This is a genomic window from Nocardia sp. SYP-A9097, assembly GCF_009649815.1.
In the GTDB taxonomy this organism is placed as follows: Bacteria; Actinomycetota; Actinomycetes; order Mycobacteriales; family Mycobacteriaceae; genus Nocardia.
The window spans coordinates 88268-100724 of record NZ_WJIC01000014.1 but is presented as its reverse complement, the minus strand read 5'-3'; the positions used below and the strand labels follow the sequence as shown (position 1 = coordinate 100724).

8 protein-coding genes are annotated in these 12457 nt (G+C 66.3%); 2 read left to right on the top strand and 6 right to left on the bottom strand.

Translation table 11 applies throughout. The features are described 5' to 3' along the window. Window positions 1-19 precede the first annotated feature (19 nt). The 6 genes from GFY24_RS25745 to GFY24_RS25720 all read right to left on the bottom strand — a co-directional run bounded on the left by GFY24_RS25745 (window position 20) and on the right by GFY24_RS25720 (window position 10536). Window positions 20-859: a phosphatase PAP2 family protein gene (locus tag GFY24_RS25745; RefSeq protein ID WP_153807676.1), complete on the bottom strand. Its 840-nt coding sequence runs from the start codon at window positions 857-859 to the stop codon at window positions 20-22. 126 nt (window positions 860-985) lie between these two features. After that, window positions 986-2401, bottom strand: coding sequence for an aminotransferase class I/II-fold pyridoxal phosphate-dependent enzyme (locus GFY24_RS25740; protein WP_153807675.1), 1416 nt, complete (start codon window positions 2399-2401; stop codon window positions 986-988). Further along, complete coding sequence (locus tag GFY24_RS25735; protein ID WP_309231327.1) at window positions 2398-8766, bottom strand: SDR family NAD(P)-dependent oxidoreductase; 6369 nt, start codon at window positions 8764-8766, stop codon at window positions 2398-2400. Before GFY24_RS25735 ends, GFY24_RS25740 begins: the two co-directional genes overlap by 4 nt. Before the next feature lie 64 nt (window positions 8767-8830). Further along, the gene (locus GFY24_RS25730) at window positions 8831-9460 is read right to left on the bottom strand and encodes a GNAT family N-acetyltransferase (protein WP_153807674.1); all 630 of its coding nucleotides are present in this window, start codon (window positions 9458-9460) and stop codon (window positions 8831-8833) included. A 195-nt stretch (window positions 9461-9655) separates the two neighbouring features. Continuing rightward, window positions 9656-10015 (bottom strand): fluoride efflux transporter CrcB, encoded by a 360-nt coding sequence (gene crcB, locus GFY24_RS25725; protein ID WP_309231326.1) that lies wholly within the window; start codon window positions 10013-10015, stop codon window positions 9656-9658. Continuing rightward, window positions 10012-10536: a CrcB family protein gene (locus GFY24_RS25720; RefSeq protein ID WP_153807673.1), complete on the bottom strand. Its 525-nt coding sequence runs from the start codon at window positions 10534-10536 to the stop codon at window positions 10012-10014. The genes crcB and GFY24_RS25720 overlap by 4 nt, the downstream gene beginning before the upstream one ends. Before the next feature lie 106 nt (window positions 10537-10642). Here GFY24_RS25720 and GFY24_RS25715 point away from each other — a divergent pair, with 106 nt between their 5' ends. Both GFY24_RS25715 and GFY24_RS25710 read left to right on the top strand, forming a co-directional pair. Then, entirely contained in the window at window positions 10643-11776 is a 1134-nt protein-coding gene (locus GFY24_RS25715) for an LLM class flavin-dependent oxidoreductase (RefSeq protein WP_309231325.1), read from the top strand. Window positions 11777-11786: 10 nt separating this feature from the next. Further along, complete coding sequence (locus tag GFY24_RS25710) at window positions 11787-12449, top strand: CE1759 family FMN reductase (RefSeq protein ID WP_153807671.1); 663 nt, start codon at window positions 11787-11789, stop codon at window positions 12447-12449. Window positions 12450-12457: the final 8 nt, after the last annotated feature.

Below are 12457 nucleotides of genomic sequence, written 5' to 3'. Positions count from 1 at the left end.
TCACCACCGGCTCTCTGTCTCATATGGTCGAGGCCGATCCTCTCATTTCTGACAAACTGCGCGGTGGCAACATGCGGCCGTTGTCTGTTGCTCGATGGTTGAGGACCGGGGGATGTAAGAGGGTGGCTACGGCGAGTAGGGCGATGGCTGTCAGGGCGTCGAACCAGTAGTGATTGCCGGTGGCCACCACTACCAGGGTGGTGATCAGGGGGTGCAGGAGCAGTAGCCAGCGCCAGGGGGTGCGGGTGGCCGCGATCAGGCCCATGGCCAGCAGCAGTGCCCAGCCGACATGTAGTGAGGGCATCGCGGCGTATTGGTTGGAGAGGGTGTCGGTATCCGGTGGGCCGTAGACGGATTGGCCGTATTCGGCCGCGAGATCGACGAATCCGTATTCGGGCAGCATGCGCGGGGGAGCCAGCGGGATGAGCATATGCAGGGCCAGCGCCGCGGCGGTGAGGGCCACCATGAGATTGCGGGTGACGCGGTAGTACATCGGCCGGAATGTCCACAGCCACAGCAGGGCACAGATGGCCACCGCGAAATGTGCTGTGGCGTAGTAGAGGTTGGCGGGGACGGCCAGGAAATCGTGCCCGGCGAAGATCGACTGCAGGGTCTGCTCATTCGGCATCTGCAGCCGGTCTTCCCAGGTGAGGAGGGTTCGCGCATTGGCGAGCGCGTGCGTCTGCTCGTCGGCGGCGAGCAGACGGCCGATGCGGTAGGTCAGGTACAGCACGGTGATGACCACCAACTGAACCAGCGCTTCGCGGCTGCGGCCGTGTACGGCCGCACGCGTTCGATCCAGGACGCTGGTCCCCGATTGTGAAACTCGTACGGGTGCATCGAGATCCAGTGCCACCATTGGCGCGGCCTCCTCCTCGCTCGGCTGACCGCCCTCCGGAAGCTAACCGGAGTGATATCCTCCGGTTAACCTAGCATCAGATTCTCGCCACCTGAAATGGGGTGTGACCGGAGAGACATCGATCCGTCACACGGCCGCCGCTTCCGGCAGCCCGGCAGCCGAGGCGACCGCCTCGGCCAGTAGTTCTGCGGTCGAAAGCAGTTGCCGCTCAGTGTGTTCGGAGGTGATGAAGAAGCGCAGCCGCTCCTTGCCGATGGGCACCGCCGGGGCGGAGATGGCGCCGGCGTACACCCCGCGCTGTAATAGCGTCGCCGAGACGAATCCGGCGCGGACCTCGCCGGGCACGATGACCGGGCAGATCGGTGTGCCCTGCGATTCCCCCAGATTCAGGCCGCGCTCCCGTAGCGCGGTATGGAAGAGCCGGGAGTTGTGCCAGAGCCGTGCGACCCGCTCCGGTTCGGCTTCCAGGACCTCGAGGCCGGCGCGGGCAGCGGCAATGGTGGAGGGTGCGGGACCGCCGGTGAGCATGGCGACCCCGGGCGCACTGGCCTTCATGGCCCCGATCAGCTCGGCATCGGCGGCGATGAAGCCGCCGCAGCTGCCCAGCGCCTTGGAGAGGGTGCCCATCCAGATGTCCACATCCGCGCCCGCCATACCGTAGTGCTCGCGAATGCCGTGCCCGCGTTCTCCGAAGACACCGAAGGAGTGCGCCTCGTCGACCATCACCGCACAGTCGAATTCCCTTGCGATGGCGGCGAGTTCGGCGACCCGCCCGACGGTGCCATCCATGCTGTAGTGGCCTTCGAGGACCACCAGTGCCCGATCGAATCCGGCGCGCGACATGCGCAGGACCGCGCGCAGCGATTCGGGATCGTTGTGCCGGAAGTTGATTCGGCGGCAGCCCGCCCACTGGGTGCCGGAGACCACGCTGCCGTGGATGAGCGCATCGCAGATGGCGACATCGCCCTCGCCGAGCAGGAAGCCGATCACTCCGGCATTGGTGAGGTAGCCGCTGGTGGTCACCATGGCATCGCCCGCATCGTAGATATCGGCGAGCTGCCGCTCCAGTTCGCCGTAGAGCGGAATCTCGCCGGAGACGATGCGACTGGCCGAGGCCGAGGCCCCGTACCGGTCGAGAGCGTTCTTGGCCGCGGCGATCACGTGCGGATGACTCGACAGCCCGAGATAGTTGTAGGCGCTGAAATTGATCAGCTCGGTGCCATTGGCGTGAATGACCGTGTCGTTCGGGCTGGTTCGCGGCAGGAACAGTGGATTCACCAGCCCCGACTGCGCGCTGATGGCCGCGATGGCCGACTGTTTGGCCACCGTCGCCGCCACCTCGGGGTGGTCGGCGAATTGACGGCCGGGACCGCGCACCGACCGGACCGCCGGTGCGCCCACTGACGCGCGGACGGCATTGACCGCAGCACGTGGTGATGTGCCGCCCGCCGGGGGCTGGGCGGTGGCCAGACCGCCGCCCGGTGCGTCATTCCCATTGCCCGCCAAGAGTTTCCGGGCCAGTTCGCGTGCGGATTCGGTCATGCCGTCACCTCCGGGGAAGTCTGCGCCGCCTGCGGTGCGCCGATGAGGAATTCGGCGGCGCGTGCGCCCGCCTGTTCGAGGGTGAAGGTGCGGCCCATCTTGAGCGCGGTCAGATCGATGCCGAGCGATTTGCCCACCAGCGCACCGAATTCCACCGCCATGAGCGAATCCAGGCCCAGATCCGGCACCGGCACCGTGAGATCGATGGAGTCCGGATCGACACCCATGACCACCGCGAGCTGTTCGGCGAGCATATGCGCGACCACATCGCCGCGCTTCTGGGCGTCGAGCGCGCGCAGCGCCGCCACCAGATGCGATGCGGCGGAATCGTCTTCGGCCGCCGCGGCGATCTGCTCCTCGACCCGCCCGACCATACTGAAGAACGGGACGGTGGCGGCCACCTTGCCCCAGTCCACCGGAATGATGGCGACCTGATGGTGAATCCCGAGTTCCAGTGCCTTCTCCAGGAATTCGGTGCCCTCATCCATATCGATGGAGTCGAATCCGGTGGTGCGCAGGTAGCGGGCCACATTCTCGTCGTCGGCCATACCGCCGCCGGACATATGCCCCCAGCCGACCGCGAGCGCGGTACCACCCGCGCGGACGACCACGTCGGCTATCGACTGCAGCGCGAGATTCGCTGCGGTGTACGAGTATTGGCCGATACCGGCGAAGATGGAACTGCCGGAGGAGAACAGTACGAACAGATCGAGTTCGGCCCCGGCCAGCTCCAGTCCGTGGCGCAGCGCTCGTGCGCCCTCGATCTTGGGCCGGTACACCGAGGCGAGACTGTCCCGGTCCATGAGCGAAATGCGTTTGTCGTCAACGACTCCCGCAGTGTGGATGACACCGCGCAGCGGATGCTCCGCCGAGTTCGCTCGGGCGATAACCGCTGCCATGGCCTCGGCATCGGTGACGTCCACGCGTTCGGTGATGACCTCGATACCCTCGTGCTCCCACGCCGACAGCTGATTCCGGCTGGCCTCGGTGGTAGCGCCACCGCGTCCGAGCAGCGTGAGATGCCTTGCGCCCGAACGCACCAGCCAGCGTCCGATCGCCAGACCGAACGCACCGAACCCGCCGGTGATCAGGTATCGTGCCGCGGGATCGATGCGCACCCGCGGAATCTGCGGCCGCACCAGCGGCGCCGCCGCCTCCAAACTCACCGCGATTCGGCCGATTTGGGTCGAGCGCGCCACATCCTCGAAAGCCCGCGCCACATCATCTGTTTCGTACAGCTCGAACGGCAGCCGCTGGTATCTGCCCGATGCCAGCGCCGCCTCCACCCGCTCCATGAGCTCGATGGTCTGGGTGCGCCGCAGTGCCAGCATGCGATCCAGATCGAAGGAGTGGTACGAGACGTTCTTGTCGAAGTAGCGCAGGTCCAGCACACCGCCGCCGTAGATATCGGCCTTGCCGATCTCCACAATGCGCCCGAACTCGGCCACCGCCTTGAAGTTTCGCCGCAGCATCTCCCCGGGTGCGGTGCTGATCACCACATCCGCGCCGCGACCGCCGGTGAGCCCGAGTACGTCATCGGCGAAATTCAGGGAGCGCGAATCGAGTACATGATCCGCGCCCTGCCCGAGGGCGTATGCCCGCCGGTCCGCGGTGCTCGCGGTGCCGATCACGGTGGCCCCGTGCAGCTTCGCGATCTGGACGGCGGCCGTGCCGACACCGCCCGCCGCACCGTGCACCAGCACCACATCCTCGGCCCGCAGGCGGGCCAGCTCCAGTAGTGAATGGTCCGCGGTGGCGAAGGCGACCTCGCTGGTGCAGTCGCCGGGTTCGGCATCGGGGGAGACCGCGCTGACCAGGGTGCGGTCGGTGGTGTGGAAGCGGCTGATCATGCCCTTGGACGACAGCATGACCTTATCGCCGACCGCGAGATCGGTGATATCCGAACCGATTCGGACGACGGTGGCATCGCCCTCCATACCGGGGACGTCACCGAAGAAGGTGCCCGCCAGCTCCTCTTCGTTGAGTACGCCGAGCACTTTGAGCGGGTCCTTGTAGCCGAGGCCGACGGCCCGCATGCGAACCTCCACCTCGCCCGGTCCGGGTTCGCGGCGGTCACAGCGCCGCCAGCCGAGCCGAGACAGCAGCCGTGATTTGGGCAGCTCCAGGGTGAAGTTCGCCTCCGGATCGGTCAGCGGCACCGCCTGATCGAGGGCCTCGATGCGCTCGGGCAGCGAGGCATCGACCACGGGTACCCAGCGCAGGCCGTTACGCAGGAAGATCTCATCGGAGTTGTCGTAACTGAACGCGCCCGGAATGGCGAGTTCGGCGGCGAGATCAGTTGCGGTGACGTCGGATTCGATATCGACCAGTCGCCAGCGCAATCGTGGCTGCTCGTTCAGCAGCACGCGGCGGGCTCCGGCGAGCGCGGCATGCGCCGGATCGGGCGCGGCCTGCTCCTGCGGATGTGCGAAGGCGCGTTCGGTGACCACACTGACGTGCAGTGAACCGTCACCGGTCATGGGGATCTCGACATCGCGCTGTTCCAGCCAGGTGTCGAAGAATTCGTCGATGGTGAGGGCGATGCGGCGCAGCGTCCACAGATTGTCCAGGTCCTCGTATTCGGACCCGGCCACCAGGATCACGTGGATTCGTTCCACGTGGTCGTCGGCTGCCTGCTGGAGGCGTTCGCGGACAAGGGTTTCCAAGTCCTCGCGACTCGGATCACCGAGCGTGATCACCTCGGCGCGACCCACGGCGGCGGCTATCTCCGCCGCGCGAGCACCGGCCCGCTCGCCCAGCTCGAGAATCAGCGCGATCGCATTCTCATTGCCCAGCAGCGCATTTCGATCCACGGGATCGCGCATATCCCAGCGGTCCTCGTAGAAGAAGTCCGTCATCCGTTGCAGCGCACCGCGACCCGGTGCGATGGACCCGAATCGCATACCGATGAGCTGCAATACCACCCGGCCCTCGGCATCGAGCAGATCGATATCGGCGATCGGGTCGGCGCTGGTGTCCAGCCGCGCGATCACCGTCACCTGCTCCGGAATCGCCTCGAACGCACGCACTTCGGAGACGCCGATGGGGACCATCGCCCCGTCTTCGGGGCCGCCGGTGCCCGCGAGCAGTGCGGCCACGCTCTGTAGCGCGGCATCGACCACGCACGGATGCGCCAGGTGTCCGGGAACATTCGCCCCAGCCCCGTTCAGGGCGTCGGGCACCCGGCCATCCAGGGTGGCGAGCACGGTCGAGCCGGAGATCCGCACCGAGGTGGCACGCTGGAAGGCCGGACCGTATTGCAGTCCGCGCGCGGCCAATCCGGCGTAGAAGGCGGCCGGATCGATGGCATGCATCTCGTCGATGGCGGGCAGATCGACCTTGGCGGATTCGAATACACCCTCCACCAGGCGGCCGGTGGAGTGCACCGTCCACAGGGCGTCGGCGGTGGCCCGCGAGCGAATCGTGAAGCGCCGGGTCGACTCCTCCACATGCAGTTCCAGAGTCGGTGCCGTGCCGTCGTCGATAATCAGCGGTGCGATGAAACGCACCTCCTCGACCGCGACCCGGGTGTTCTCGGTGCGCAGGGCGGCCGCACTCAGCGCGGCATCCAAATAGGCCGCACCGGGCAGGATTCGGGCCCCGCCGACCACGTGATCGTCGAGCCACGGCATGGCCCCGACACTGAGTTGAATCCGCCACGAGGTCGAGGAGTCGTCCATATCGGCGTCCCCGAGCATGGCGTACACGCCGGGCGTTCCATGCTGCAGCTGTTTGAATACCGGCAGCTCATGCCGCAGGTGGGTGCGCTGCCACGGGTAGCGCGGTAGCTCGATGTGCGGGGTGACGATATCGCCGAAGAGGGCCTCGATATCCAGCACGCCCGCGCCGTACAGCCCGGCAATGGTCTGCCGGATGCTCTCGGCATCGGCCTGTTTGCGGTTCAGTGTCGCCACCGAGGTGCCGGTTTCGCCCGCGCCGATGAGGATTTCGCGAATATTCGCACCCAGCACCGGATGCGGTCCGACCTCCAGGAAGACCCGATGGCCCGCGCCGACGAATTCGGTAATGGCATCGGCGAACCGCACCGGCTGCCGCACATTGGCGCACCAGTATTCGGCGTCCCAGTCACCGGCGGTGACTTCGCGGCCGGTGACGGTGGAGAGCAGTGGGAGCTGCGGTTCGTTGAGCGTGAGATCGGCCAGCGCTGTACGCAATTCGCCGAGGATCGGCTCCATCAGATAGCTGTGGTACGGCACCTCGACCTGTAGTCGACGAGCGAAAACACCCTGCGCGGTGAGGCTTTCGGCAATCTCGTCCAGCCGTGCCTCGGACCCGGCGAGGGTGACCGCGCTCGGGCTGTTGACGGCCGCGATATCGACCAGCGCGTCACCATCGATCAATTCCATTGCGGCCGAGAGCGGCAGGCCGATGGCCAGCATGCCGCCCGAGCCGGCCGTGGTGGCCTGCAATCGGGCCCGGTGGTAACTGACCAGCAGGGCATCGTGCAGCGAGAGCATACCGGTGACATAGGCCGCGGATACCTCGCCCACACTGTGTCCGACGACGGCTGCGGGGCGGATACCCAGCTCGCCGAGCATGGCGAACAGCGCCACCTGCACCAGGAAGTTCGCGGGCTGCGCCACCGCCGTAGTGGTGACCCGGGATTCCTGCTCCGGGCGCAGCAGTTCCTCGATAATCGACCAGCCGGAGATGGTGCGGAACTCGGCGTCGATGCGCTCCGCCTCGGCGGCGAAAGTGCCACCGGCGGTCAGCAATTCGCGGCCCATGGCCCACCACTGCGGACCCATACCGGTGAAGACGAACACCGGTTCGGCGACCTTGCGTGGCACCACCTTGGTGGCGGCGCGCCCGCCGCCGGTGGCGTACTCCACCAGGGCGTGCACCAATTCGGTGTCGTCGCCGAAGGTCAGGCCGGTGCGGAACTGGTGATGCTGACGGCGGGTCCATGCCGCCTCGGTCAGCAGACCCGGATTCGCGCCGTCGGCGATGAGTTCGGCATAGCCGCGCGCCAGCTCGCGGGCGGCCTGATCGGTGCGTGCGGAGAGTGGGAGCACGCCGTAATGCCGTGGCTCCCGGTCGATTCCGGACGCGGGCAGGTATTCCTGAAGAATCGCATGGGCATTGGTGCCGCCGTAGCCGAAACCATTGACCGCGATGGTCATTCGATCGACCTCGGGGCCAACCGGCTCCGCCTCGAGCTGCAGCTTGATGCCGAGCTCATCGAAGGGAATCTCGGGATTGGGGTTCTCCAGCCAGCCTTGCGGGGCAATGGTCCGCTTGGAGATGGCAAGCGCCGACTTGATAATGCTGGCAATACCAGAGGCTGCCTCGGTATGTCCGAGCTGTCCCTTCACCGAGCCCACGCCGACCGGTGCGGTGCGACCCTCGACCTGCCCGTAAGCCCTTCCGATGGCCCGCAATTCGAGCGGATCGCCGACCGGGGTGCCGGTGCCGTGCGCCTCCACATAGGTGATTTCGTGCGGTGCGATCCCCGCCCGCCGCGAGACCGACTTGGCAAGCGCCTCTTGGAGATCGGCGTTCGGCACGGTGATAGCGGAGGTGCGCCCGTCCTGATTGGAGCCGGTGGCCTTGATGACCGCGTACACCCGATCCCCGTCGCGCTCAGCGTCTTCGAGCTTCTTGAGCACCACCATGCCGGAGCCCTCACCGCGGCCGTACCCGTCGGCGGCGGCATCGAAAGGCTTGCTGCGCCCGTCGGCGGCGAGGAACCCGCCCTTGCACATGGAGACGAACGCCTCCGGCTGCATGAGCATGGTGACACCGCCCGCGATGGCGACGTCGCAGTCGCCGTTCGCCAGTCCCTGACAGGCCAGATGCAGCGCGACCAGCGAGGACGAACACGCGGTGTCCACGGTGAGCGCGGGCCCGACCATATTGAGCGCGAACGCGATTCGGTTCGACAGCATGGTGTAGGACGCGCCCGCCGCGGTGTGCATATCGACGTACGGCAGTGCGGTGCTGGTGCCCGAGACCGCGAGCTGATCGAGGGTGAACGCGCCGACATAGACGCCGATCGGCGCTCCGGAGATATGCCCCGCGATACCGGCGTCGTCGAGTGCCTCCCAGGCCACCTCGAGTACCAGGCGCTGCTGCGGGTCCATGGCGGCGGCCTCGCGCGGTGAGATGCCGAAGAAATCCGGGTCGAAGGCCCATGGATCGCCGGTCATGAAGGCGGCGCGCTTGGTGTACATGCGGCCCGGTGTGCGCCGGTCCGGATCGTAGTAGCGGCGATAATCCCAGCGCTGCGCCGGAATGTCCACGACGCCGTCGCGCTTGTTGATAATGAAGTCCCAGAAGGATTCCGGTGAATCGATACCACCCGCGTATCGGCACCCGATTCCGACAATGGCAATGTCAGACACTACGACTCCTCGGCAGATCTCAGATCGACGTTTGTGATCCCCCCCGAGAAGGCTGTCGCCGGAATTACTCCGACGGCACCGTAATCGGTTGCCGCAGAACGAAGTTCATTTCAGGTCCGGTACTCCCGATCCGGACCCGTTGAACCAGTTCATAACCGAAGGTGGCGTAGTACGGCATATTGCCGTCCTTGCAGATGCCGCCGACGGTCTCATTGCGCTCATCGGCCAATGCGTCGAGCCAGTTGACCAGTGAGCGGCCCACACCCGAGCGCTGCACCGTGGGGTCCGCGCCGAGATACACCATGAAGTGGTGTCCCCGAACCGGCCGCACCTCGGCGATGGCCTCGTCCACGTGTATGCCCCGGGCGGTCCCCGCGCCCATGGCCCACAGCAGCAGCGGCCCCGAAATCGCCTCGCGCCACAGTGATTTGCGGTATCCCGCCGGATACCAGAGCAGTGCGCCCACCACTTTGCCGTCGACCGTGGAGACCGCCGCGCCACCGGCGGGCAGGAAGCGGTACCGGATCATTATGCGCAGCATGCGCGGTGATCTGCGGTGCCGATCCGCCTCGTCCGGGAAGACGTACTCCTCGATCGGATCGTCGGTCGCGAATGCCCTGGAGATGATTCGCGTCATGTCCTCTATGTCGTGCTCGGTAGCCCGGCGGATGACCGGTGTACCCGACTGATCCAAGATCTCTTCCCTCTGCCATGTAATACTACTGACCGGTAGGTTACATGGCGGGGATTTTATCGCTACTGGTTCGCGTTGTGGCATAAAACAATTCATCACACCATTGCAAGGGGTTCGGCTTTCGCCTAAGGTGTCGCGCCGAAAGCGATTGGCGCACAATAGAATTGACTCAGACAGTAAGTGTTGTCCAAGTGATCAGGACATCGCCTGAAAAGCGGTGTAGCTCAACAGGGTTGCGCCCAGTCCCGCGATCACGCTCACCACGATATTCATGGCGGCGTACAGGTAGGCGCGCTGCTCCGCCAGCCGGACGGTCTCGAAACTGAAGGTGCTGTAGGTGGTCAGCGCACCGCAGAAACCGGTGCCGGCGAGGGCGTAAACGGGCGACGAGACCGCCGCGCCGGCGAGACCGCCCAGCACCAGGCAGCCGATGAGGTTCACGGTGAAGGTGCCCCACGGGAAGATGCTGTCGTGCTTGGTCTGCACCGTACGGTCGGTGAGATAGCGCAGTGGTGCGCCGATCATCGCGCCCAGCGTGACCAAGAGGGCGGTCACCGCGCGGCCTCCCGGCGCAGCGTCGAATGCAGGCCGCGGGTGAGCGCGACCGCCGCGAGTGTCGCGAGCAACGCACACAGCAGCGTTGCCGCCATGTAGGCGAAGGCGAGCGGGACCGTGCCGGGTTGCAGCAGTCCGCGGGTCTCATTGGCGTAGGTCGAGAAGGTGGTGAACCCGCCGAGAATGCCCACGCCCAGGAACGGCCGGGTCAGCGGATGCATCGTCCGGATATCGGTGATCACCACCATGAGAACGCCGATCAGGAAGCAGCCGAGCACATTGGTGCCGAAGGTGGCCCACGGGAATCCGCCGCCGGGTGTCGGCCACAGCTGGGTCAGGCCGTAGCGGCCGAGCGCACCGAGCGCGCCACCCGCGGCGATTACCGTGAGCACGGTGACGGGGTGGTCGTGCAGTTCGCGGCGCTGGGCGGGGGAGTGCACGTCGATATCGGAATCGATCGTCCCGCCGCGGGGTTCGATCGATTCGGGAACGGTCCGGCCGCCCTCCACTTCACTGCTCATATGGGTCTCCGCATCGATCGACCAGCCTAGTGGAATAACCCGCGGGGACCCCTGGTTCATTTGGTTGCCATATCCACAATCTTGGCTTTCGATCCGAGGAGGACTCGTGCAGTTCGGAATCTTCACCGTCGGGGACGTCACCACCGACCCCACCAACGGTCGCACGCCGACCGAGGCGGAGCGGATCAAGGCGATGGTCGCCATCGGCGAGAAGGCGGAAGAGGTCGGCCTCGACGTCTTCGCCACCGGCGAGCACCACAATCCGCCCTTCGTGCCGTCCTCGCCGACCACCATGCTCGGCTACCTCGCGGCCCGCACCGAACGGTTGATCCTGTCCACCGCGACCACCCTGATCACCACCAATGATCCGGTCAAGATCGCCGAAGACTTCGCCATGCTGCAGCATCTGGCCGATGGGCGCGTCGATCTCATGCTCGGGCGCGGCAATACCGGGCCGGTATACCCCTGGTTCGGCAAGGACATTCGCGACGGCGTCCCGCTCGCGGTGGAGAACTACCACCTGCTGCGGCGGCTGTGGCGCGAGCAGCGCATCGACTGGGAGGGCAACTTCCGCGGACCGCTGCAGGGCTTCACCTCCACGCCCGCACCGCTGGATCACACCGCGCCCTTCGTCTGGCACGGGTCCATTCGCTCGCCCGAGATCGCCGAACAGGCCGCGTACTACGGCGACGGGTTCTTCCACAACAACATCTTCTGGAACAAGGAGCACACCGAGCAGATCGTGCGCCTGTACCGGCAGCGCTTCGAGCACTACGGGCACGGCAGTGCCGATCAAGCGATTGTCGGACTCGGCGGGCAGGTGTTCATGGCCGAGACCGAGGCCGAGGCGAAGAGGCGGTTCCGGCCGTACTTCGACAACGCGCCCGTCTACGGGCACGGGCCGTCCCTGGAGGATTTCTCCGAGATGACCCCGTTGACCGTCGGCACCCCCGAACAGGTCATCGAGCGCACCCTCGGTTTCGCCGATTACGCGGGCGATTACCAGCGCCAGCTGTTCCTGATGGATCACGCCGGACTGCCCATCGACATGGTGCTGGAGCAGATCGAGATCCTCGGCCGCGAGGTTGTTCCGGTGCTGCGCAAGGAGTTCGAACTGCGCCGCCCCGAGCATGTGCCCAGCGATCCGCCCACCCACACCAGTCTGGTCGCCGCCGGACCGGACGCCCCGCACCACCTGGTCGAGCCCGCCCGTGACCGGCTTCCGGTCGAATCGAATTGAGGCACAACAGATGAGCCGCAAAGTCGTGGTACTCACCGCTGGGCTGTCCCAGCCGTCCTCGACCCGCCTGCTCGCCGATCAGCTGGCCGCCGCGGTCTCCGCGGCGGTCGGCGGGCGCGGGGAGAGCGTGAAGCTCGAGGTGATCGAACTCCGGGAACTGGCCACCGAACTCGCCGCCACCATGGCCACCGGCGGTATCGCCACACCCACCATTTCGGCTGTGCGGGAACGAATCTCGCAGGCGGACGGCCTGATCGCGGTAACCCCGGTCTTCGCGTCCAGCTACAGCGGCCTGTTCAAAATGTTCATCGACATCCTCGACCCCGATGCCCTGAACGCCATGCCGGTCCTGATAGCGGCAACCGCGGGCACCCCACGCCACTCCCTGGTACTCGACTACGCCATGCGCCCCCTCTTCACCTACCTGCGCGCGGTAATCGTCCCGACGGGCGTCTTCGCCGCCACCGAAGACTTCGGCTCCACCGGCCTGACCGACCGAATCCACCGCGCCGCAGCCGAATTCGCCGCCCTCGTAGTAGCCGAACCCACCTCCGTAGCCGGCTTCCTGCAGGACACCGAACCCCGCAAACGCACCTCCGGTAGCACCCTCGGTGCCTTGACCCCCTTCAGCAGCCTGCTCGCCGGGCACACCGGAAATGGGGTTGCCCGCTAGTCAGGCGG

Coding starts and splice junctions, on each gene's coding strand:
- GFY24_RS25745 (WP_153807676.1), bottom strand. CDS start 859: ATGGTGGCACTGGATCTCGATGCACCCGTACGAGTTTCACAATCGGGG.
- GFY24_RS25740 (WP_153807675.1), bottom strand. CDS start 2,401: ATGACCGAATCCGCACGCGAACTGGCCCGGAAACTCTTGGCGGGCAAT.
- GFY24_RS25720 (WP_153807673.1), bottom strand. CDS start 10,536: ATGAGCAGTGAAGTGGAGGGCGGCCGGACCGTTCCCGAATCGATCGAA.
- GFY24_RS25710 (WP_153807671.1), top strand. CDS start 11,787: ATGAGCCGCAAAGTCGTGGTACTCACCGCTGGGCTGTCCCAGCCGTCC.